The organism is Microbulbifer celer (assembly GCF_020991125.1).
GTDB classification, from domain to species: domain Bacteria; phylum Pseudomonadota; class Gammaproteobacteria; order Pseudomonadales; family Cellvibrionaceae; genus Microbulbifer; species Microbulbifer celer.
In genome coordinates this window covers 2,462,736-2,487,556 of sequence record NZ_CP087715.1, presented here as the reverse complement: position 1 = coordinate 2,487,556, position 24,821 = coordinate 2,462,736, and the positions used below count along the sequence as shown (strand labels likewise).

12 protein-coding genes and 1 pseudogene are annotated in these 24,821 nt (G+C 58.5%); 10 read left to right on the top strand and 3 right to left on the bottom strand.

The window, feature by feature from the left end:
* Positions 1–99: 99 nt before the first annotated feature.
* The 8 genes and pseudogenes from LPW13_RS10395 to LPW13_RS18250 all read left to right on the top strand — a co-directional run bounded on the left by LPW13_RS10395 (position 100) and on the right by LPW13_RS18250 (position 17,498).
* Positions 100–543 carry a hypothetical protein gene (locus tag LPW13_RS10395; RefSeq protein ID WP_230435190.1) on the top strand — a complete coding sequence of 148 codons (444 nt, stop codon included), beginning with the start codon at positions 100–102 and terminating at the stop codon, positions 541–543.
* A gap of 229 nt (positions 544–772) precedes the next feature.
* Positions 773–2,710 carry a cellulase family glycosylhydrolase gene (locus LPW13_RS10390; RefSeq protein WP_230435188.1) on the top strand — a complete coding sequence of 646 codons (1,938 nt, stop codon included), beginning with the start codon at positions 773–775 and terminating at the stop codon, positions 2,708–2,710.
* 92 nt (positions 2,711–2,802) lie between these two features.
* Complete coding sequence (locus LPW13_RS10385; protein ID WP_230435186.1) at positions 2,803–4,590, top strand: glycoside hydrolase family 6 protein; 1,788 nt, start codon at positions 2,803–2,805, stop codon at positions 4,588–4,590.
* A gap of 276 nt (positions 4,591–4,866) precedes the next feature.
* A complete protein-coding gene (locus tag LPW13_RS10380) occupies positions 4,867–8,136 on the top strand; it encodes a TonB-dependent receptor (protein WP_230435184.1) in 3,270 nt (1,089 codons plus the stop codon).
* Positions 8,137–8,200: 64 nt separating this feature from the next.
* Positions 8,201–12,715, top strand: a complete 4,515-nt coding sequence (locus LPW13_RS10375) for a hypothetical protein (protein WP_230435183.1) — start codon at positions 8,201–8,203, stop codon at positions 12,713–12,715.
* 276 nt (positions 12,716–12,991) lie between these two features.
* Positions 12,992–14,218 carry a hypothetical protein gene (locus LPW13_RS10370; RefSeq protein ID WP_230435182.1) on the top strand — a complete coding sequence of 409 codons (1,227 nt, stop codon included), beginning with the start codon at positions 12,992–12,994 and terminating at the stop codon, positions 14,216–14,218.
* A gap of 487 nt (positions 14,219–14,705) precedes the next feature.
* Positions 14,706–15,311 (top strand): annotated as a pseudogene (locus LPW13_RS18255) (TonB-dependent receptor plug domain-containing protein); the annotation flags it as partial.
* A 441-nt stretch (positions 15,312–15,752) separates the two neighbouring features.
* Entirely contained in the window at positions 15,753–17,498 is a 1,746-nt protein-coding gene (locus LPW13_RS18250; protein ID WP_377564454.1) for a TonB-dependent receptor domain-containing protein, read from the top strand.
* Positions 17,499–17,504: 6 nt separating this feature from the next.
* On the opposite strand, the gene LPW13_RS10360 is transcribed toward LPW13_RS18250, so the two are convergent.
* Positions 17,505–18,485: a FecR family protein gene (locus LPW13_RS10360; protein ID WP_230435180.1), complete on the bottom strand. Its 981-nt coding sequence runs from the start codon at positions 18,483–18,485 to the stop codon at positions 17,505–17,507.
* 32 nt (positions 18,486–18,517) lie between these two features.
* A complete protein-coding gene (locus LPW13_RS10355) occupies positions 18,518–19,069 on the bottom strand; it encodes an RNA polymerase sigma factor (protein WP_230435179.1) in 552 nt (183 codons plus the stop codon).
* A gap of 349 nt (positions 19,070–19,418) precedes the next feature.
* Here LPW13_RS10355 and LPW13_RS10350 point away from each other — a divergent pair, with 349 nt between their 5' ends.
* A complete protein-coding gene (locus LPW13_RS10350) occupies positions 19,419–20,681 on the top strand; it encodes a sugar MFS transporter (RefSeq protein WP_230435178.1) in 1,263 nt (420 codons plus the stop codon).
* 78 nt (positions 20,682–20,759) lie between these two features.
* Here the strand turns inward: LPW13_RS10350 and LPW13_RS10345 are convergent, their stop codons facing one another.
* Positions 20,760–21,053 (bottom strand): DUF1540 domain-containing protein, encoded by a 294-nt coding sequence (locus LPW13_RS10345; protein WP_230435177.1) that lies wholly within the window; start codon positions 21,051–21,053, stop codon positions 20,760–20,762.
* A 157-nt stretch (positions 21,054–21,210) separates the two neighbouring features.
* Between LPW13_RS10345 and LPW13_RS10340 the strand changes: the two genes are divergently transcribed.
* Positions 21,211–24,813: a PAS domain-containing hybrid sensor histidine kinase/response regulator gene (locus tag LPW13_RS10340; RefSeq protein ID WP_230435175.1), complete on the top strand. Its 3,603-nt coding sequence runs from the start codon at positions 21,211–21,213 to the stop codon at positions 24,811–24,813.
* Positions 24,814–24,821 lie beyond the last annotated feature (8 nt).

The following is a 24,821-nucleotide window of genomic DNA, read 5'->3' as shown; positions in this document are numbered from 1 at the left end:
CGGAAAGGCGGGGCAGAGACCAATTCAGCAATTACGTCGAAACAACAAGCGTCAACGCCGCCAGCTCCGGTTTCAGCTGCACAGCTGGAAAGGCGAGAGGTGGATTTGCTCGGCGTCTCCATTCACTTGCACGAGCTCAGAACCGCCGGGGACTCCGGAGATGATGGAGAGCTGCGCAATATCGAGTTTTTTATTCGTGAAGGAATTCGACCCCAGCGGCTGTTTGATGACAACAGCCAGGTCGTCACCGGTTACTGGCCCCTCTACCACAACAATGTTGGATACGGCGCTGTGACCCAGCGCATTCTTTACCAGTTTGTGGAACGGGATAGCAATGGTGATGGACAACTGTCTACAGCCGATCGAAGTACCCTCGCCGTGAGTCTGCCCGATGGCAGTAATTACCGGCAGTTGGGTGGCGCCACCGGTGAAGTGCTGGATATGACTTATCTCTCGGAGCGGGGAGAACTGTTGGTCGACATGCTGGATGGTGATCAGGTGGTACAGCGGATGTACGTCCTGGCTGAAATGACGTCTCAGTAGCTGTGGAACCGAAAAATCAATAAAAAAATCTCACAGGATTTAACAGGAAGAAGAGGTTCTGAAGCGCAGCAGTACGGGTGGGCGGCATCCGTTGTGCAGGGAAGGGGTATGGCAGGAAGCCAGGTGCGAAGTAAATCGGAGTGTGCCGTCACTACCGCTTGGTAGTAACCGGTGAGCTTGCATCAAAAAATAATTCGCACATATTTCATAGCGACTGGAGAGAAGCGAAATGAATCGTAAGTTTGTAAAAACCGGCCTCGCATTGTGGCTGGGGCTCGCCTCGGGTTCACTGATGGCGGCGGAAGCGGAAATGCGTGTCCTCAATGACTGGGGAAGTGGTTTCCAGGGGGAAATCGTAGTCGTCAATGACGGCAGTGAACCGCTCACCAATTGGTCTGTGTCTTTCAACATGGACGTTGATATCAGCAGTCTCTGGAATGGGGTAATCGAGTCCCAGAGTGCCAGCCAGTATGTTATCAGTGCTGCGGCCTACAATAATTCCATTGCCCCGGGCGCGGAAGTCTCTGTCGGCTTTACTGCCAACCCCGGTGGTCAGCCGATTCCGGATGTCACGGTAGCAGGCGATGGTGGGGGCTCATCCTCCGGTGGATCCTCCAGCAGTAGCTCTTCGAGCTCTTCTTCATCCGGTGGTTCCGGCTCTGGCGGTAGCTCTTCCAGCTCCTCGGGCTCATCCGGTGGCTCCGGTTCCGGCGGCAGTTCTTCCAGCTCTTCAGGTGGCAGTTCCGGCGGCGAACCTACTGGTGGCCGTTTCCGCGTGGACGAAACCGGCAATATCACCAAAAACGGTGAAGTCATTCCCATGAACTGTGGTTCCTGGTTCGGCCTGGAAGGACGTCACGAGCCGTCTGACGATCCCGATAACCCCAGTGGTGCACCCATGGAGTTGTACATGGGCAATACTTTCTGGGCCAATAACAACGCCGGAACCGGGCGTACCATCCAGCAGACCATGAGCGAGATCACCGCCATGGGTGTGAATGTGGTGCGCTTCCCGGTTGCGCCGCAGACCCTGGATCCCAATGATCCCCAGGGCATGGGCGATGTACTGAAAAACCACGAGTCTGTGCTGGTACCGAATGCCCGCCAAGCGATGGAGGAATTCATCATCGCTGCCGACGAGAATGGTATCGAAGTGATGCTGGATATTCACTCCTGCTCCAACTATGTGGGCTGGCGTGCGGGCCGACTGGATGCGCGTCCGCCCTATGTAGACCGCACTCGCGATATGTATGACTTCCCGCGGGAGGACAGCTCCTGTGCCGCCACCAATAACCCCGATGGCGTTACCAATATTCAGCCGTACGACCGTGATATCTGGCTCGACAACCTGCGCGAGCTGGCCAGCCTGGAACAGGAACTGGGTGTCGACAACATCATCGGTATCGATATTTTCAACGAGCCGTGGGACTACACCTGGGAAGACTGGAAAGCTCTGGTGGAAGACGCCTACGTCGCCATCAATGAGGTGAACCAGGACACGCTGCTGTTTGTGCAGGGCATTTCCGCTACTGCCAATAACCAGGACGGCACCCCGGAAACCATCACCCAGGTTCCCCACGGTGATGAATCCACCAACCCGAACTGGGGTGAAAACCTGTTCGAAGCCGGTGACAACCTGCCTGACGTTCCCCGTGATCGACTGGTCTGGTCTCCGCACACTTACGGCCCGTCTGTATTTGTACAGGCCAGCTATATGGATGTAGCAGCGCAGCCAGAGTGTGAAGGCCTTGAGGGCGATGAAGCCGGTGATGCCGGTTGTAACATCGTGCTCGATCCTGAACATCTGCGCCTGGGCTGGGAAGAGCACTTTGGCTATCTGCGCGATCAGGGTTATGCGGTCGTGGTAGGCGAGTTCGGCGGCAATATGGACTGGCCGGAAAAAGCCACCCTGCGCGATCAGGCGCGCTGGGGACACATCACCCCGGGTATTGATCAGCAATGGCAGGAGATTTTTGTCGATTATATGGTCGAGGAAAATATCCAGGGCTGCTACTGGTCCATCAACCCGGAATCCGGTGATACCGGTGGTTGGTACGGCCACGCGTACGATCCTCAGAGCAACACCACCGGTTGGGGCGAATGGCTCGATTTCGACCAGCGTAAAACCAACCTGCTGAACCGCCTGTGGAGCAACTCTTCCGAGTAATTCCCCGCGCGACAATACCGGTGCCCCGCAAGGGCACCGGTATTCTTTCAGCAAAAATATTCCGATAAAAATAATTGGAACGGATAGCGATAATGAATTTTTTCACAGAAAGAAATACGACCAGGCGATGGTTGTATGCGGGCCTCGGCAGTGTGGCCTCCCTGTTGTGGGGTGCCCAGGCACTGGCCGCACAGGCGAGCATGAATATCGTCAGCGACTGGGGTGGTGGTTTTCAGGCAGAAGTCACCGTGGTTAATGATGGCACCGAGCCACTGACAGACTGGAATCTGTCTTTCGATATGGCGGTGGATATCGATAATATCTGGAACGGTGTTGTCGAATCCCACAACGGCAGCAGTTATGTGCTCGCCTCCGCGGGTTACAATAATGAAATTCCCGTGGGCGGCCAGGTCACCATTGGTTTTGTCGCCTTCCCCGGTGGCCAGAGCGCAGTGGAAATCAGCGTAGACGGCGAGGGCGGCAGTTCTTCCGGTGGCAGCTCGTCCAGCAGTTCTTCCTCTTCCAGCTCTTCTTCCTCAAGCTCCTCTTCTTCGAGTTCGTCTTCGAGTTCGTCCGGCGGCAGCTCATCCAGCTCTAGCTCCAGCTCCTCGGGTTCCGGTGGTAGCGGCAGCTCCGGTGGCCGTCTGGATAATCCCTTCACTGCGTCCAGTAACTGGTATGTGAATCCGGACTGGGCCGAGAATGCCATGAACGAGCCCGGCGGCGCGGCGATTGCCGACGTGAGCTCCGCGGTGTGGATGGACCGCATTGGCGCACTCACCGATGGTCGCGGCCTGCGTGGACATCTCGATGCGGCACTGGCCCAGGGCGCCGACCTGTTTATGGTGGTGGTGTACAACTTACCCAACCGCGACTGCGCCGCGCTTGCGTCTAACGGTGAACTGCTGATCGCTGAGAATGGCTTTGAGCGCTACCAGACCGAATACATCGATCCGCTGGTAGAGGTCCTCGCAGACCCGGCTTACGCCGATATAAATATCGTCACTATCATCGAAGTGGATTCGCTGCCGAACCTGATTACCAATATCAGCCTGCCGGACTGTCAGGAAGCGGATGGCCCCGGTGGTTATCGCGACGGTATCCGCTACGCGCTGAACCAGTTGGCGCCGCTGGATAATGTTTATTCCTACGTGGACATCGCCCATTCGGGCTGGCTTGGCTGGAGCAGCAACTTCGGTCCTGCAATCGACCTGATCGGCGATGTGGTGGAGTCCACCGATGCAGGCTGGGACAGCGTTGCCGGCTTCGTCACCAACTCCTCCAACTATACTCCGGTGGAAGAACCTTACCTGCCGGATCCGACCCTGAACGTGGGTGGCCAGCCGGTACGTGCAGCGGATTTCTACGAGTGGAACGACTACCTGGAAGAGCTCACCTTTGCCCAGGACTGGCGCGAAGCCATGGTTGCCCGCGGTGCTCCGGAAACCCTCGGCATGCTGATTGATACCGGCCGTAATGGGTGGGGTGGCGCGGATCGGCCCACCGGCCCGTCCACCAGTACCGACCTCAACACCTATGTGAGTGAGAGCCGTATCGACCGCCGGGTGCATCGCGGCAACTGGTGTAACCAGCCCGGTGGTGTGGGATTCCGCCCGCAGGCAGAACCGGCGCCGGGCATCGACGCGTATGTGTGGGTGAAACCCCAAGGGGAGTCCGATGGTGTGAGCGATCCCAACTTCACACCGGACCCCAACGATCCGGCCAAGCGGCACGACCCCATGTGTGATCCATATGCCCCGAACCGCTACGACAGCTCCGTCGGCACCGGTGCCCTGGACAACGCTCCGCACGCGGGCCGCTGGTTCCCGGAAGCCTTCCAGGTGCTGGTAGAAAATGCCTACCCGCCGTTGGAGGAATAATCGAGCGCGGTAATAAAACCGCAGCACAACAGCAGTAAAGAAAACCGGCGACTCCCGCCGGTTTTCTTATTTCTATCAACACCAGTTTGTTGATAGCCCGTCCATAAAACCTTCACCAAATCTTCACGCTTTTCCTGTCGCCGATTGCGCCCCGCATCGTCTTTGAAGGCGTTGCTTAGCGCGTATCCGATAAAAACGCCCGACAACAATCAGTCACGATGGCCCGCACGGCGACGCCATCGATTTTTTATTTTTCAGGTTTGAAGTGGGGGAGACATGGGATCTCGACTTTCTAAAACGCTACTGGCCAGCGCCATCGGGCTTGCCGTCGGCAGCCAGGCGCAGGCCGCGGCACTCAGGTTGGAAGTATTCACAGACGGCAAGCCCCAGGGTGCGGCAGAAGTGCTGCTGAACGGCGAGCAGATCGGCACCACCAACACCGGGGAAAAATTCTGGCACAGCGACCTGACGGGCGGCCGCCACCATCTGGTGCTGCGTATGGGCGAGGAGGAAATTCCCTACGACTTCTCCATCAGTGAAGACCAGGCGGCACTGGTTACCGTCAATCGCGCTTCCGACAGTGGTGAAACCACCCACTCCCTGCAGCGAGTGGATATGGATCAATTGCACCAGGACGGTGGTGTAATTACCGGCCTGATTGAGTCTCAGGAAAACCTCGCTCCGGGCCTGATTCAGGGCACCGTGCTCAGCAAGGATAACCAGGCCCCGCTGCGCAACGTCACCGTGAGCGTGGTCGGCAGTGACGTAAGTGCGGTGAGCGACCGCTACGGCAAATTTGAGCTGGAACTGCCCCCCGGCGTCTATCAACTGCAACTTGCCCACAGTGATTACCGCCCCAGCCAGCTTAACCGGCTGCGGGTACTGCCGCAGATGAACCTGGCAGTGGATGTGGCGATGAGTACGGCAGATGTGTTCGCTGGCCCCGGGAACAATACGGCCACAGGCGGTGCGATCGAAGAGTTACAGGTGGTGGGCCGCTACCTGCCCGGCAACCCCATCGAGATCGAGCGTATTTCTTCCTCCGTGGTGGACAGCATCGACTTTACCCAGATCTCCCGCTTTGACGATTCCATGGTCAGCAGCGCGCTCAAGCGCGTGGTGGGGGTCTCCCTGGAAGATGATCGCTACGCGGTGGTGCGCGGTATGAAAAGCCGCTACCAGTCGACGGATTTAAACGGTGCCACCCTCCCCAGCACCGATCCCGCCCGCCGCGACCTGCCGCTGGATATTTTTCCCGCCGGCATCATGCAGGGCCTGAGCCTGCAGAAAAGTGCTACCGCCGATGTGCCCAGCAGTGCCACCGCCGGTCATATCAGCATGAAAACCCGGGATATCCCCGAACAGGGCTTTTTCAAATTTTCCTACTCCGCCACTCGCGGCGATATGCACGGTGATGACCTGCTGATGTCTGGCACCGAGGGCGACCGCGACTGGCTGGGTATGGACGATGGTAGCCGCGAACTGCCGGAGGAGCTGAAGCTCACCCTGAACAAGTGGGTGGATATGAAAAGCGGTGAAAGTGGCTACGGCGGTTTCGATGAAGACGCCATTATCGCCATGGGCCAGAGTATTCCACACAATAAGATCCAATACGGCGAGGCCCCCATCGATTCCTCCATGAGTTTCAGTGGTGGCGACAGCTGGGAGCTGGGTACCCAGCGCCTGGGCGTGATCGGCGCCCTGCGCTACGCCAACAAATGGAGCAGCAACACCAAAACCAATTTCCGCTACCTCAAAACGGGTGAAGGCGAGCACGAACGCATTATGCTCCGTGATCTGAGCGAGGTGCAGGACACCAACAATGTGATCGATCTCAGTGCCATGCTCAACCTGCAGTGGGATATCAACGACCGGCATCAACTGGGCCTGAACAATATTGCCCTGCGCCATACCACTAGCTCTGCGGAGATTGATACCAGTTACCAGCCACCGAGTTCTGACACTCCACTGCAGGAAAATGATATTGACGCGATCAAGCGGGAGACCTATGAGCGCATCAAATCCCAGCGCGTAGACTGGATCGAGGAGCAGCTGCTAAGCCATCAACTGTGGGGCGAGCACGCGATCGCGTTGCCTTCCCGCTACCTGGGAGAATTGAGTGTCGATTGGCAGCTGATGGAAGCGGCCACGGAATACGACCGTCCCAACGCCAGCCGCTATACCTATCGCAGTTCTCACCGTAACAGCTATCAGATCTTTGATGGCAGCGTCGGTGGCCAGTACAACGTCTGGGAAGCCATGGAAGAAGACAACAGCGGGCATCGCGTGGATGTTGAGTTGCCCATCGAAGATCTGTACGGCATTTCCCTGACGTTCAAGGCTGGAACCAATGCGTTACAACGGGACCGCGACGGCGTATACCAGTATTACACGATCAAGGGCGCCAATCAGCTGCCCGAAGAACAGCTGGAAAACCCAGATCCTACCCAAGTATATGCGCCAGAGGATTTTACTTCTCTGGGAGGAGACGACAGTGGTATCTATCTCAGTATTGGCAATAAACTGCCAGACGATGATGTAGGTTTTACCGGCGACAGCTATTTGGTGGAACAGGACTTCACTGCCAACTACGCCCTGCTGGAAGCCAACCTCTACGAAAAACTCAAAATCAACCTGGGCACACGTCGCGAGACTTTCCTACTGGAAGGTGAGCAATATGCCTACACCCCGGAGCCCTTGACAGAATTGCTGGACGAGGAGCGCAATACCCCCTCGGTCAGCTTCACCTATCTGTTTAACGATGCCTGGCAACTGCGCGCGGCCTGGTCGGAAACCGTCAGCTGGCCGGAAATTTTCGAGGTGATGCCGCGCACCTTTACCGATATCGAAACCCTGGAGCGCTACCGCGGCAACCCGGAGTTAAAGCCGGCGGATATCGAGAATATGGATCTGCGCCTGGAGTGGTATCCGTCCGATACCGAGTCCATCACCCTGGCGCTTTTCTCCAAAGACATTACCAACGCGATTGAAAACCGGTTTGATCGAATCGGTGATCAATTCGACTACTACACCTTCGACAATGCCGGGTTCGCCGAGGTAACGGGCATCGAGCTGGATATGCGCCGGGAGTTTGTGTTGGGTACCGATCAGGGCCACGAGCTGTTTGTGCAGTTCAACTACACAGACATCACCTCCGAGGTGGAAGTTACCGAGGGCAGTCACGTGTTTGCCCAGCAGATCGAGCGCCCGCTGCAGGGGCAGCCGGAATATATCGCCAACCTGCAACTGGGCTACGACCATGTGGATACCGGCCAGGAAGTGACCCTGGTGTTCAACCGCAAGGGAGAGGAGTTGGCGGTGGCCAGTGCCGGTAACAATGCTACCCCTGCCAATGTGTATCGCCTGGCCTACAACGACCTGCGGCTGATCTACAAAAAGAACTTCCTGAGCGGCCTTTCGCTCTCCGCCTCGGTGGATAACCTGTTGGACGAAGAGCATGTACTGGAGTACGAGGATTACAACACCCCATACCTGCAGTACGCCAGCGGGCGGCGCTTCAAGCTCAAGGCCAGTTACGATTTCTGATCAATACAACACACAATTTCGGGCCGCGTGTGCCCCAAAAAATTCAAGACCATCAGGTGAAATTATGTTGCATCACAAAAAAACATCGGCAGCCGCCCCGGGCCGCCCCGGCGCAGCACTACCGCAGCGCCTTGCACCGCTGTTTGGCCGGAGCCTGCTCAGCCGCGCCTTCCTCGCCGGTAGTATCGCCCTGTTACTGGGTGGCTGCTCCGGCGACGTCTCCAATGAAGTTGCTCAGGAGCAACCCCAGGACCTGGCCCTGCAGCAGTGTGAACTTGCCGACAACGGCGTAGTGGGCACACCCACCGACCCGATCATGGTCAACGGTGTAGAAACCCAGGCCTGCGTACTCAATACGGATATTGGCCAGCAGGAAGAGGTGATCCTGAAGCGCAGCCACAATTACCAGCCACTGGTATGGGTGCTGGACGGCACCTATGAAATCGGCCTCAGCAAAAGTTACGCCACCCTGGCAGAGCTGCAGGCCGACCCGGTGTACTTGTTGCAAACTGACGAAACCCTCTACGCCAAACCCGGTGCCGTGGTGGTGGTACACCGCAACGCGCGGCTGAGTGCCGATATTGCCTCCGTGGATGACGACAATATCGGCGGCGGCGAATGGGGCGGGGTTGTGGTCAATGGCTTTGGCTACCACCCGGATTGCGGCAGCAGCGTCAGCGCCGACAACTTCTGTAATATCCAGGGCGAGTGGGGCTATTTTGGTGGCCTCTCCCAGACGGAGAGCCTCGAGAAAGTCGTATTGCTCCGCAAAGACAATCTGAGCCAGACTGCTTTCCGCACTGGCTTCAATGGTTTCGCCGCGGAAGCCGGGGGCGAGGTCGATGGTGCCACATTGGATGCAGCCATTACCTTCAACGCGCCGCTGCTGGGGCAGACGTTTGACCCTCAGGGTGTCTTTTACAGCGCCAAGTCCGGTGTCACCCTGAACGGTGGCACACAGGAGCTGAGCCTGTTGGCCAAGGGCAACCGGGATCACGCCGTGCACTGGCACAGCGGTTTCTCGGGCACGGTAAATAACAGTGTTATTTACCACCAGGGGGAAGGCGCGGCCCTGCAAGGCGAGCAGAGTGCCATGACCGGCGGTGCCTGGGCCGGGCTGGATACTGGCGAATCCCCCGGCGTGTCGATTTCCGGTCTCACCCTGGTGGATCAATCCCTCAATGCCGGCAGCGCAATTGCACTGGCCGGTGGTGGCAGTATCCGTATTGATAATGCGGTGGTGCAGGGCTTTAACCACTGCCTGGAGATTGCCGATGGCAACACCCAGGTGGCATTGGCCAACAGCGCCCTCTACTGCACGGAAACCAACAGAGCCGCAGAGGATGGCAGCAACTACGCGCAACAGGTGTTGGCGGCGGGTGAAAATATTTACACCCTCAATCCGGACCTGACCCCGGAGCTGGCCATCAGCAATACCGCCATTGCCGGGGTTACCGGTGGCAGCCTGCCAGCATCCGGTTCTCTGGTGGAGCGCTTCGGTCTTGCGCTCACCTATGCGGACTGCTACGGCGCCGGCACCCTGTTGGAGGAAACGGTGATCATTGGCAGTGGCACTTACCGCGTGTGTGAACTCCAGGGCCAGCACGCGGGCAACCTCTACTTTGATAACGACATCAATGGTGAGCTGATTGTCTGGCGCATCAATGGCGCACTCACCCTGGGGGAAGACTTTGCCGACCTGGAAGCCGCGCAGCAACAGGCGCGCCTGCAAGCGCCCCACAATGTGATTCTGGATAGTGATTCCAGGGTCCAGCTGGCCGGCAGTGCATCCATTATCGTCAACCCCGGTGTGGCCCTCCGTGTGCAGGGCAGCAGTACCCGGTCGGTGGAGCTGGCACCTGCCGACGGCGAAAGCGGCTGGGGCGGTATCACCATCAATGGCCTGGCCGACAGCTGCGACAGCGATGAGCTGTGCGCATTGGCTCAGCGTCAGTTTGTGGATATCAACTACCTGCGCCTGCTGAATGCCGGCAACGGCCAGCCGGCACTCACCCTGAAGGAGGTCAGTGAAGCCGGTGCAGTGCATTACCTGGATATTGCGGATTCCGCCAGTGCGGGCCTGGCCCTGAACGGCGGCGCGGCGAATATCAAAAACCTGCTGGTAGCGGATGCCGCCGGTGACCAGGTGCAGTGGAGCAACGGTTACCGCGGCACCCTGCAGTACGCCATTCTGCAGGCCGGCGAGGCCAGCCATGGCCACGCCCTGCACGGTCGCAACCGCGCAGAGGACCACGATGCCGCGCCGCGCTCGCGCCCGGTACTGGCGAACATTACCGCCAAGGGTTCCGATAGTGCCGACACCGCCATCCTGCTGGAGCAGGGCAGCGGCCTGTTGCTGTACAACTCGGTAGTGGCGGACTTCAACACCTGCCTGGATATCGACGACCCGGCCACCAACAGCCTGCAATCGACCGACCCGGCGCAGATCCACTTTGACAACGTGGTGCTGGACTGTGACGCCACCGTCTCCGCTGAAGAAGAAGAGAGCGGCCAGGACTACGCTGCCACCACCCAGAGCCAGAGCGGCGTATATGAAGTAGCCGCAGTACTGGACAGCAACTTTGTTGCCACGGGTGAGGATATTCCGGGCATTGAATCCAGCATTGATTTTTCCCTTGCCGGCGCCAGCGCCAACTACCTGAATGCCGGTGTGGGCTATATGGGCTCGGTGCGGGATTCCGTGGATGACTGGTATCTGGGTTGGAGTGATTCTGTAGGGGTTTTGCTGGCGGCGGAGTGTGATTTTCAGGGCGTGCTGGAAGACGATTATGTGTACACCACCGGAACCCGGTATGTAGTGGTTGACCCGGATGGCCACAACATAACGGAAGGTCGTGATCACTATCCTCGCTTCAACGTGTGTGGCCTGCGCGGCACCATCACCGAAGATTTCGTACTCACCACTTATACCGGCCGGGACGCAGTAGCTGTAGAAAACGGCGAGCCAGTGGTGGACGTTGTGCAGGTTACCGTGCTGGATGATGAGGGAAATTTCTTTCCCCGCGAGCTTGAGGTTGAACGGGACCCTCTGCCTACGCTGTGGTTATTGAATGGCCTGGTTCGTGTGGGTGAAGGGCACCTGGAAATTACCGACCTGGCCCAAGTGGAGGCGATGAAAGCCGATCCGGTAACTCTGGGTATAGAGGCTTCCGCGATTGTTATGTCATCACACAATGGTGGCTTGCATGTAACCCGGGGCGGAGAGCTTCTGGTGATTGGTGGCGAGAGCATTGTCGACGAGGAGGAACCAGATGCGTTTGGTCCTGTTAGTATGCTCGGGTTGCTCGAGTTTGAACGAGTAAATAGCTTTACGGTTGGTGAACCACTAGACCAAGATGTACTTCCTTGGCGCGGTGTGATTGTCGATGGGTTTGGCCGCAATAATCAGTGTCCGGATGCCATGGCCGAAGCCGGTAGCCGTATCTGCAATATCAAAGGTGAATTCGGTTATTACGGTGGCTACGATAACGATCACGGCAACTTGCATATAGAAAATATGCATATGCTCGGTGGGTTTTTCCAACTCAACAGCGTTGGTCGAGGTGGGCTGGTTGAAAACCTGTACTTTAGTGGAGATTGGGAATACCTGAACCCTGTGGACTATGGTGTTTCTGCAATCGCAATTGATGGCGGCGCAGTTAATATTCGCAACCTCCAAGTGAATGATCCGGAACCGGTGTGGGGCAGCCATATCCGGTGGAATCACGGTTATCAGGGCACAATGCAGTTCGTCAGCCTGGTTTGGGCCAATGAACAGGATGATGCGGATGATATCCCTGACTTCAAAATGGTGTCTGAGGGTGGCGATGGAAAGCCGTACTTTTCCCAGGTGGCTATTCGGGGGCAAAATGGAGCGCCCGGGCATGAAGATGATCTGCCTCGTTCCATGCCCACAATTGCCAACCTGACCCTTGAGGGGTATGAAATTGACCCACACGATTTTGGCGATGGTTTAAGTGCGATGGCGGAACTGAATGGCGGTTCAGGCCTGTTTCTATACAACAGCTTGATGGGAACCGACAGCGCGGATTTTGAAGAGGAAGATAAAAACCCCAACCCTCATTCTCCCGGCTATGGGGAAATGATGGATTATTGCTTGAGAGTCGATGAAACCTCTGCACCACTTTTGGGTACGGAAATTGTTTTTAATCAGGTGGCAGCAGACTGCACAGAATTCTCCAATAACATGGTATTCAACAATGCTGTACAGGATAACTTTAGTGTTACTGAAATTATCGGGATTCCTGGAAATGTAGCAAACTCTGCTACCGTATCTGTTCCCGGACGTGCGAATCATGATATTTACCGGATCGACTGGGCACTCTCTGACGATACTACGGATACTGATTTTGATAATGATCTGGAAGGTGTGGCGGTATTTGAGGAATGGAGGGCTATAAAGTACCCGGTGGCAAATGTCGTAAATCTCGGGTCCGCAGAATCAGATTATTCTTCCTCTAAGACCGTTGATATGGGGTTTGTAAAAGAGTCGGAGTATCTGGGTGTTTTGGATTACTTTATTCCGATTGAGGCTGGTTTCGATATTGTTGATGATTGATGGTTTATAATTGATTCTTTTGTTGGCCGGGCTTTCGCCCGGCTTTTTGTTTTTGTAAGGAAATATTCATTAGAATAAATGTCGCACGTTTCTGTTTTTTCCGTCTCTATATTTTATGGGTTTTCTGTTTTTTTTAGTTCATTTTTATTTTTATTTTTCTGTTTTGGTAATGTTATCGAAATTTTGTATGGGTATGGTGGATTTGCCTGGTTGGTTTTTCAGGTTTGATTTTTCGGTTTTTCTTACTTTTCAATTTTATATTTGGAGTGAATGGAAATGAAAAAGACAATCTTGTCTTTGAGCTTGATGCTCTTGTCTGCCGGTTCCTTTGCGGAAACGACCCTCGGTCTTGACGGCGAGTGTAACGAAAATGGGACCTATATTGATGAAGTGAATTTTAACGGCGGTGATTACGTTCGTTGTGATCTGCCTGCCAGTATTGTTGAAGACGATACTGTTGTTCTTGCAGTTGAGAACGAAGACGGTGATCCAATCGTCTGGACCCTGCCGGGTATCGTCGTCGTCGGTAACGGCAACACCCAGAACGCCAACCCCGCCACCGTAGACAAAACCGTACTGCAGATCGAAGCCGGTGCCCAAATCGCCGGTGCGGTGGAAAGCAACTCGGCACTGGTGATTTCCCGCGGTGCACAGATTGATGCTCAGGGTAGCAACCTCAATCCGATTGTATTTTCTTCGCTGGACGACAATATGGATGGCTCCGGTGAGTGGGGCGGCCTGGTTCTCGCGGGCTTCGGTGAAAGCAACAACTGCCCGAGCTCTGCCGGTGTGGATACCTGTGAAATGGAAGGCGTGGCCGGCGGTTATTACTACGGTGGCGGTAAGTACCTGAACACCAGCATGAGTAGCGGTACCCTGTCTTACGTGGTGATCGCCGAGGGCGGTCACGAAGTCGCGACCGCTAGCGAAATCAACGGTCTGACCCTGTACACCGTCAACGACTCTACCTCTATTTCCAACGTGCATGTGCACAACAACCAGGACGACGGTATCGAGTTCTTCGGTGGTAATGCTGCCGTTTCCAACCTGTGGTTGACCTGTAATGAAGACGATAGTGTGGACTGGGATGAAGGTTTCCAGGGTTCACTGACCAACGTCAGCATTCTGCAGGACAACGGCGCCGACCATGCGTTTGAGCTGGCCAACAATCCCAATACTTACGGTGCTACCCCACGCGCCAAAGGCATGGTGGAAAATGTGACTCTTACGCTGAATAAAGCTGGCGATTCCATTGATGTACCGTTCAAGTTGAAAGAAGGCACCGATGCTTCTTTCGAAAACGTGGTAATCGACTCCAACTACACCGGTGTGTGTGACGATACTTCCACTGCCTACACCGGTGGTTCCACGGTATTCACTACGCTTGAGTACAGCTGCTCCGCCGGTAACGCCAATACTTCTGCCAGCATGCACCTGCCGGCCTCTGGCAGCGCTACTGGCTTCTCTACCGCTTCATTCTGGAGCGCGCCCGCTTGTAACTGATTGTTGCCCCCTAACACAACAATCAGAGTCCCCCTTGCGCAGCCCTTTGGGCTGCGCCTTTTTTCTCGCGCTGTAATTATTTACGCCAGTACGGAGTCATTCCCGGCCAGTAGCGTTATACCGGACTTGATCCGGAATCCAGCTCCGTGGTGATGGATTCCGGCATTCGCCGGAATGACGAGTGACGAGATTCGCGTTGCCGCCCGTCCGTTTGTCATTTTTCTGCAACGCCCCTCTGCCAGCATGGCCATTCGCTGGCATAGAAAAATCCATAAAGCGCTCTCCGGGGTTGTTGCTTCTGAATATTCCCTGCCCGATCTTAATCCGCGCGCTGGCGCGGTCGTATCTGTTGCTCTGTGTGCCGGGGCTGATTTTTGCTGCGGGGCAGGTGGCCGCGCACACAGTTAATGAGGTGTCGGCGGATACGGAAGGCTGTACTTTTCACAACAACAATAACAAAAGTCGCAATATCAACCCGGCGTCACTGATGCGCGCCCTGGAGCAACTGAGCGCCGAGGGCGGGTATCGGCTGGTGACCAGCCCGGATCTTGTAGAAGGGCGGCAGGTGTCAATACCAACGGCCTGTGAGCGCTTTGAAGTCCGCGCGCGCCAGCTGCTGGCACCTCACGGCCTGGCGTTTTCCATAATCGATGGGACACTGGTGGTATTCCGGGAAGCGCAGAGGACGTCCACAGGGGGAGCCGCCGTACAACCCACACCGCCAACAGCGCAGCTTTCAGAAGTGCGTGTAGAGGGCCGCCGCTATCGCCCCGGTGACACGCTCAGTGAAGATGGCCGCTACGGCAGTTACGCCGGCGGCGCCGATGCGGTGGTGGCGTTGCAGGATATCCAGCACCTGGGTATTACCGATCTCGCATCGGCACTGGCACTGGTGTCCGGGGTAAAAATGGAGCAGCAGCGCTACGCGGTGATTCGCGGTATGAGTGGGCGCTATCAATCCGTGCGTTTGAATGGCGCCGCCATACCGAGCCTGGACCCTTCCAGCGAGCGGGTACCGCTGGATATTTTCCCGGTGCATATTCTCAACCAGGTGGACCTGCACAAATCCGTATTCGCCGATGCCCCGGGTAGTGCCAGCGCCGGGGTCCTGAATATTGAAACCCGCCGTATTCCCGAGCAGAACCAGCTTACCCTGGTGACCGGCGGAGCCTACCGCAGCGGCACCAGTGGCGAAGCGGTACTGCGCGGGCATGTGGGCGCGCAGGACTGGCTGGGGGTGGACGATGGCGGCCGCGATTTGCCCGCGGTGATTGCCGACAGCGCCCACCTGGGCCATCCGGATGTGTGGCCCGAGGGGCCGCGGAAGGCGGCGGGGGAGGCCATTCCCACGGACTATGCCCTGCGCACCGGCAATGCTGGCGCCGATACCCTGGCTCATATCAGCGGAGGCCGCGCCTGGCGAGCCGGGCAACATCGCTGGGGCCTGAGCGGTGCTCTGGGGTACCAGACTGATTGGCAGCAGCTGGCGGTGGAATCCAGCGTATTGCAGCGTCGCAGTACGGTTCGCCAGGATATGGGGCAGGGTGGCGAGACTGGGGCGGACACCCTGTATGCCAGCGAGGCCTCCCGCCACCGGCGCCTGGATCACACCGTCAATGTCAGTGGCTTGCTGGCCCTGGGCTACGGGTTTGACGAGCGCCAGCATGTTGGCGCCAATCTGTTGCTGTTGCGCCAGAGCACCGACCACAGCCAGCAGATCCTCTCCGAGGCTTTCAGTGCTAACGGCAGCACGCTGGGAAACGGCGAGGAAACCCTGCGCAGCCTGTTTAACTGGACCGAGCGGCAGATGGCCCTGGGGCAGTTATATGGCAGCCACACGCTGGGTGCGGACGATGAGCTGGGGGCAAACTGGCACCTGACCAGCGCCCACTCCGATTACCAGCGCCCCTACGATGTGAGCTACCGCTACCACCGCCAGCAGAACGGCTCCTACCGCTTTGAGACCGGCTCCGAAGGTTTCGGGGTGGGCTGGGAGGCGATGGAGGAGGAAGCCTTGAGCGCGGGCTTCAGCCTGGCTACCAGCTGGTCACTGGGGGCGGATTGGTCCGGCGAGGTAAAGTGGGGACTGGACGCGCTGCGGGCGCGCCAGGACGGCTACCTGTTGGACTACACCTTTATCGCCAAGGGGGATATCGATGCGGATCAGGTATTGATGGAACAGAACGATCCCGCGCAGATTCTCACCCCGGATAATATTGTCGGCCTGCCGGGAGAGGATGGCTTTCTGCTGGATAACGTCTCCGACCTGGGGCTGACGCCACCGGCGCTGGATGGTGGTTTTTACGCCTCGGAACACCGCAACCGCGCGGGCTACCTGCTGGCGGATTTCCATTTCCGGCACCGTTGGCAGTGGCTGCTGGGCGCGCGCCACGAGCGCGACCGGGTGCGGGCGGATTTCTGGGACGCGGCGCCGGAGGCCTGGGTGCCGTTGCTGGATGAGCGCACCGATCTGTTTTCCACCGCCCTGCGCTACTCGCCCTCGGACTCGCAACAGTGGCACCTGGGCTACAGCGAAACCGCCGTGTGGCCGGGGGTGAATGAATTGATGCCGCGGCGCTACGAGGATGTGGAGCTGCGTATCCAAATGACCGGCAACCCCAACCTGGAGGCGGCGTGGGCAGAAAACTGGGATCTGCGCTGGCAGTGGCAGGACGAGGAGCGCGGTGTACGAGCCAAGTTGCTGGGGTTTTACAAATCCATCGACAGTGCCATTGAGGGGGTATTTTTTGATCCGGTGATCTCCAGCGATCGCACCTTCAATGTCTTCACCTACGTCAATACGGAGGCGGCCACCCTCTACGGTTACGAATTGGAGCTGGACTGGCGGCGCCTGTGGGCAGAGGCTCACGAGCTGTCGGTGAAATCCAGCTTTGCCAGACTGGATTCCGAAGTGGACATTCCTGCGGAGGTGGGGCGCGAATCCGGTGAACGGGCGATGCAGGGGCAGCCGGAGTATCTCGGCAGTGTGCAGTTGCGCTATCAGCACCTGCACAGCGGCCAGCGGTTGTCGCTGACTTATCAACAATCCGGCGGCGAGCTGTATATCGTCAGTAATACCTTCGACGTGCCCTCGGTATACCGCCGCCCCCGCGGCACCCTGTCTCTGGCTTACAACCGACCGCTGTTAGCCGATGCCAGCATCGCTTTTGCGGTCGAAAACCTGCTGGATGACGACCACCACTACCAGCAGGGTGGGCAGACGTTTTTACGTTACCAACAAGGGCGCCGCTACGAGCTGCGCTTCAGCTACGACTTCTGACCCCTCTCATTGCTCGCGCAGTACCACGGCATCCGCGGTGTGCTCTACCTGCAGGCGGTGCAGGCGCGCGAGGATTTCGATATTGCTCTCCATCTTGTCCAGGGCAAAGCTGCCACTGACCGGTAGCCGGGCGGCGCCGCCGCGGGCGACGATTGGTTTTTCTGCATAGCGGTTGAGTTCGGTGAGCAGTTCCGCCAGCGGCAGCTTGTCGGCCTGTACCTGGCCGTCGAGCCAGCTGCGGTATTCCTTGAGATCAAAGCTTTCCACCTTGGCCAGGCGTTGCTCGCCGATGCGGACCCGGTGGCCGGCGGTAACTTCCACACGTCGCTGCGGGGATTCCAGCGGGTGTACCGCGACGGTACCTTCGAGTACCACCAGTTCGGTCATACCACTGCGCTGGTCCACCTCGAACACGGTGCCGAGGGCGCGCATGGTGGCGTGACGGGATTCGACGGTGAACGGGCGCTGGCGATCCTTGGCCACACTGAAGCGGGCTTCGCCGTCGTACAGGCGGACCTGTCGCGCGTGCTCGCCGTACTCCACCGCAAGGCGGGCGCTGGCACTCAGGTCCAGCTGGCTGCCGTCGCTCAGGGTATGGTGCGCGGTCTGGCCGTGGGCGGTGCGGTAGACCTGGCTTGCGGGGGCCGGTTGTGTGTTGTCCAGCAACAATTGGGTACTGGCCACTACGGCCAGTACGCAGGCGGCCACACTCAGTGCGCCGCGCAGGCGGCTGCCGCGCTGCCAGGCTCTGGGGCGGCTGGGGTTGGCGGCCTCGCTGCTGGCCATGAGGGTGACTGCCTGGTGGAACTCGGGGTGGTTCCAGAGGTTGTTGACGGAACGGGCCTTTGCCTTGCGGGCGGGAGTCTGTTCGAGCCAGGCATTGAAGTGATCCCGATCGCTGGCACTGGCGGCTTCGGCGTCGCCGTGGACTAACCAGCGGTAGATACGTTCTTCTTCGTGGCGGCTGAGTTTCTGGTTGCGGTGCATAGTCTGTTTGCCTCCGGAGCTGGGTGCGCGAGTTAGTCGCTGTGGTGGTCCAGTTGTTTGGCCAGCGAAGCTTCAATGGCGCGCAGGGCCCGGTTGAGTTGCTTTTCCACCCCTTTGGCGGTGAAGCCCATGCGGCGGGCAATCTCGATATTGGTCATTCCGTGCAGCTTTCTCATGATGATGATGGTTTTGGTGTGCGGTGGCAGCGCATTCAGTTCTTTGCTGACCAGGGCCAGGCAGCGTTGGTCGTGCAATTGCTGATCCGGCGGCGGGAGATCGCCAGGCAGCCCCTCGCCGCCATCGATTTCATCGAAGTTGTCCATGGGGCGGCTGCGGCGCAGATCATCGTTGATGACGTTGATGATGATTCGGTACAGGTAGCTCACTGGCTGGTCGGGCCAGGGGCTGCCCTGGATTTGTCGGGCGAGTCGCAGCATGGCTTCCTGGTAGACATCTTCCACATCGTTGGGGTCGCGCACACGGTTGCGGATAAAGTGCAGCAACCTGGGCCTCTCCGATGAAAGCTCGTCGAACAGGGCGTGATAGGCGAGGTTTGTGTTGTCCATGGCTTCGTTGACGGGCACTGGGGTGTCCTTGCGCCACTCCGTGACTGCTGGTTATTGGTCGTTAATCCTAATGACGGAATATGACCAGCAGTGCGACATTGATATTTATTATTGAAATTAGCTGTTGTGATAGTTTTCCCTGGTTTTCTCAGTCGGGTCGGTTCCAGTTTGCACCGCGGCACAAGTGGGACGTCGGGAAAACAAAGTGGTACGGGGGCATTTCGGGGCTGCGTGCTACGCTCGCGGCGTTTAAACCGAGATGTGACCGAGATGTGAGAGCTGCGGGTTGAGTGTGCGGGGTTGGTTTTGCCGCTGTCGCCCGTTAAACGATGTAGCAGCACAATAACTATCATAAGAGGTGAACACTATGGCCGGGATCCAGGCTCCAGTGACCGACGTCAATTCTTCTTCTGCCACGGACGCCGGTGGCAACTTCCGATTTGCACTTACGGCACTCACAGTGCTGTTCTTCATGTGGGGCTTTCTGACCTGCCTCAACGATATCCTGATTCCCCACCTGAAAGCGGTATTTGACCTGAGTTACACCCAGGCGATGCTGATTCAGTTCTGTTTCTTTGGCGCCTATGCCACTGTATCTCTGCCGGCTGGCGCGCTGGTGAAGCGTATCGGCTACCAGAAGGGCATCGTGGGTGGCCTGATGGTTGCGGCACTGGGCTGTTTACTGTTCTACCCGGCAGCGGAGAGCCACTCTTATCCGGTATTTCTGGGGGCGCTGTTTGTGCTGGCTTCGGGGATTACCCTGTTGCAGGTTTCTGCCAACCCGTATGTGACTGCGTTGGGTGATCCGGCCACGGCTTCCAGCCGCCTGACCATGACCCAGGCGTTCAACTCTCTGGGGACCACCCTGGCGCCGTTCTTCGGCGGTGTGTTGATCCTGTCTGCCGCCACCGTGGGGGCCGAGGCTCTGAGCGCAGATGCAGAGGCGGATGCGGTGAAAGTGCCCTACCTGATGCTGGCGGGTGTACTGGCGGCGCTGGCGATCATCTTCAGTCAGCTGAAATTGCCACAGATCGAGATGCACGAAGACAAGGCAGTGGCGGAAGAGGGCAACTCCGTGTGGTCCCACCGCCACCTGGTGCTGGGTGCTGTGGGTATCTTTGTGTACGTGGGCGCGGAAGTGTCCATCGGCAGCTTCCTGGTGAACTTCCTCGGCCTCGACAGCGTGGCGGCGATGGAAGAGGCCAAGGCAGCGCACTACATCGCCTATTACTGGGGCGGCGCTATGGTCGGCCGCTTTATCGGTGCGGCAGTGATGCGCACCGTTTCGCCGGGGCTGGTGCTGGCGTTCAATGCGGTGGCGGCGATCCTGCTGGTATTTGCCGCGATCCTCGGTGCCGGTGCGATGGCCATGTGGGCGATCCTGCTGGTGGGCCTGTTCAACTCCATCATGTTTCCCACCATCTTCAGCCTGGCGCTGCAGGGCCTGGGCAAACAGGCGGGGCAGGCGTCTGGTGTGCTGTGCCTGGCGATTGTGGGTGGTGCGATTGTGCCGCTGTTGCAGGGTGTGGTGGCGGATACCGCCGGCCTGCAGATCTCTTTCCTGGTACCGGTGGTGTGTTATGCGTATATCGCCTACTACGGCCTGAAAGGGTCCAAGGTGGCGCACTGAACGAAATAGCGGTTTGATACAAAAAGGGCGGGGAGCTTTGCGGCTCCCCGCCCTTTTTTTGTCAGGTCTGAGCCCGTTTCAGTGAGCGTAGGTCAGGCAGTTGACGGAATCGCCGTTGTAGCCCAGCTCAATCTCGTTGGCACTGCACTCAAAGTCCACATTGTGGTTACAGCCGGTGACCTTGCAGGCGCCTACGCCGGCAGACCGCTGCCGCTTGGTGTGATGCGTATTGCTGAAGAAAGTATCGCAATCCGGGTCATCCGGGCCATCGCCAATGGTAATCGCACGGGCGTGGCAGGCGGAGTCGGTGTTGTAGGCACATTCGATGGCTGCACAGCGGCTGACTTCGGGCATATCGGTTGCAATGATCATGTCGCGAATCTCGTTGCATTATCGTTAAGTGAAATACTCCCGTTTTTGAGACTAGTTCAGTATCCGTTAGCCTGACAGTCAAAGCCGTTGAATACGGTGCCTGTGGGCCAGGACCTTTCGCTAATTGCCTTCTCCGGCATCGTTCGGGTATACAGGTGTGAATGTTCTTACGCCATCTGAACCCGAGGATCTGATGATCGGCAAGCCCCTCCTGCTGTTTTTCGCCCTGTTGTACGTGGCCCTGCTGTTTGTCGTCGCGTGGCGGGCGGACCAGCGAAAACAATGGATGCAGCGCTTCCGGCCGATCATATACGGGCTCACCCTGGCGGTGTATTGCAGCTCCTGGACCTTCTTCGGGGCGGTTGGGCAATCGGTCAGCGATACCTGGAGTTATCTGCCGATCTACCTCGGCCCGATTCTGCTTTTCCTGTTCGCCGGCGGTTTTCTGCGCAAACTGGTGCAAGTGGGAGAGCGCCAGAAGGTTACGTCCATCGCAGACTTTATCGGCTCCCGCTACGGTAAAAGCCGCGGCCTGTCTGCGCTGGTAACACTGTTGGCGATCGTCGGCAGCCTGCCGTATATCGCCCTCCAGTTGCGCGCTGTGACCATGGGTTGGGAAGCCATCGGCGGCAGTGGCGAGGGTGGGAGCTTCGTTAACCTGGATACCGCGCTTGCCACGGCACTGCTGATGGGGCTGTTTGCGATCCTGTTCGGCACCCGACATCTGGAGGGGCGAGAGCGCAACCAGGGGGTGGTGGCCGCGATTGCCATGGAGTCGCTGGTGAAGCTGCTGGCATTCGCTGCGGTGGCGGTGCTGGCCCTGTGGTTATTGATGTCTGGCGGCGGCGGGGTGGATGTGCCGCGCGCAGACTGGGCGCCGGAATTCCAGGGAGGGATTCCGGATGTCAATTTCTTCACCCAGACCCTGCTGGCGATGGCCGCCATTATCTGTCTGCCGCGACAGTTTCATATGGCGGTAGTGGAATACCGCAATCCGGATGATCTGAACACAGCGCGCTGGTTGTTGCCCGCTTACCTCGTGCTGTTTTCGGTATTGATCCTGCCCATTGCACTGGCCGGCCAGCCGCTGGTGACGGCGGGACTGAGTGCGCCGGACAGCCTGGTTCTGACGCTGCCGCTGCACAGTGGCCAGAACGCGCTCACCATGTTGGCCTATATCGGCGGTTTTTCCGCCGCGACCGGGATGGTGATTGTTGCCGCAGTGACCCTGGCGGTGATGGTGTCCAATGAGCTGGTGGCGCCAGTGTGGCTGTACCTGAGCCGCTACACCCGGTTGACCGCGGTCTCCCTGGGGAAACACCTGCGTTTGATCCGTCGGGTGAGCATTCTACTGCTGATGCTGTTGAGTTGGGGCATGCACCAGGCCATTACCGGAATGGAGGCATTGGCCTCTATCGGCCTGCTGTCCTTTGCCGCCGCAGCACAACTGGCTCCGGCGCTCATTGCTGCGCTCTACTGGCCCCGCGCGCATCGGCGCGGCGTCTGGGCGGGGCTGATCGCCGGTTACGGACTGTGGCTGTATTGCCTGGTGCTGCCTGCGACTTTCCCCACCGCTGATCTATTGGCGCAGGGGGCGTTCGGCGTCGAGTGGTTGCGGCCACAGCAGTTGTTCGGTCTTTCGGGGCTGGATCCCCTGAGCCACGGGGTTTTCTGGAGTCTGCTGTGCAATGTGGTGTTGCTGCTAGGGGTGTCCATTTTTTCCCGTCAAAGTGAGGGCGATAGCCATCAGGCGGCGGCCTTCGTGTCTCCGGAGCAGAGTGGCGAACCGGTGCCGGATATGGTGCCTACCGGTATCCGCATGGGGCAGCTGCACAGCCTGTTGCAGCCTTTTGTGGGGCGCGACCGGTTGGAGGAGATCTGGAACGATTTCGAGCAGCGCAGTCAGCAGCGCCTGCTGGCGGACGATGCCGCGCCGCGATTTGTGATTGGCGAAGCGGAGCGCACGCTGGCAGGGATTGTCGGCTCGGCGGCAGCGCATCAGGTCATGGGGCTGCTGCACAGCAATCGGCCGCTGAAACTCGAAGACATTGCTCGGCTGGTGGACAGCACCTCAAAGCGGTTGCGCTTCAGTCAGGAACTGCTGCAGACCACGGTGGAAACCATCAGTCAGGGGATCAGTGTGGTGGACGCGGATCTCAGGCTGGTGGCCTGGAACCGTCAGTATCTGGAACTGTTCGATTATCCCGAGCGGCTGCTGTACATCGGTTGTCCGGTGGCCAATCTCTACCGGCACAACGCGGAGCGCGGGCTGTACGGAGAAAGTGAGGATTTACAGGTATTGGAGGCCCAGGTGCAGCGGCGTATCGATCTGTTGCGCCATGGCAGTGCGCACCGCTTCGAGCGCCGGTTGCCCTCCGCTGCCATTGTTGAGGTGCGCGGTACGCCCATGCCCGGCGGAGGCTTTGTCACCACATTTACCGATATCAGCGAATACCGGGCGGCAGTGGACGCGTTGGAAGAGAACCGTCGCAGCCTGGAAGACCGGGTGCAGCAGCGCACGGCGGAATTGTCCGAGAGTAACCGAGCGCTGCAGCAGGAGAATCGCCGTCGCGCCGAAGCGGAGGTGAAGATCCGCGAACTGCACGCGGCCAAGACCCGTTTTCTCGCCCATACCAGTCACGATCTGCTGCAGCCGATCAATGCGGCACGGTTGTTGATCGCCTCGCTGCAGCAGAAAGCGGCAGTTGGCAGCTGGCGGGAGATGGGCGACGATATTCACTATATCGACAGCGCGCTGACTTCCGCCGAGCAGCTTATCGGTGCCCTGCGGGAAATCAGCCGACTGGATGCCGGCAGTCTGACCCCGAAGCGCACCAGTTTCCCCCTGCGACAGCTGCTCGATGGCCTCAATGCGGAGTTCTCCGCACTCGCCAGTGAGCGGGGGCTGTCCCTGCGCTATGTACCTACCGATGCCTGGGTCTATTCAGATCGCCACCTGCTGCGACGCATCCTGCAGAACTTCCTCAGTAATGCACTGCACTATACATCCCGCGGACGGGTGCTGTTGGGGGTGCGCCGGTGCACTGAAATCCCCCGGGGCGGCGAACAGCAGGGGGTTCTGGAAATTCAGGTCTGGGACACGGGGCCGGGCATCGCCCGCGATGCCCGTGAGCAGATATTCGACGAGTTTGTGCGTCTCGGGAGCGGCGAGCGCGCCACCGATAAAGGGTTGGGACTGGGGCTGGCAATCGCGCGCCGCAGTGCGGATCTGCTGGGGCACCGTCTGCGCCTGGAATCCGTTCCCGGCCGCGGATCCATGTTTGGTATCCGCGTGCCGGTGGGCGAAATACAATCCGCGCCGGTGCAGGCGCCCAGCATCGGCGGTAGCGCCAGTCTGGCTTCTGCGGCGGTGCTGTGTGTCGACAACGAACGTCAGATATTGCGGGGCATGGAGAGCCTGCTTACCGGCTGGGGCTGTCGGGTGGTTACCGCGGTGTCACTGGACGAGGCTCTGGCGCGCTGGCCGTACCCAACGCCGCCGGCGGTGGTGATCGTCGATTACCATCTGGACTGCAAAGCGACCGGTATCGACGCCCTGGAAGCGCTATGTGCACACTGGCAGGTCGCGTTGCCCGGTATATTGATCAGTGCCGATACTTCAGAAGCGGTGCGCAACAGCGCCGCCGAGCGCGGTTGCTTCTATCTGGCTAAGCCGGTGAAGCCCGCGGCACTGCGCAACCTGATCCGGCGCCTGGTGCGCAGCGGGCAGGGGGTTGAGCAACCGGTGGAAAAATTCTGACTGGGTTG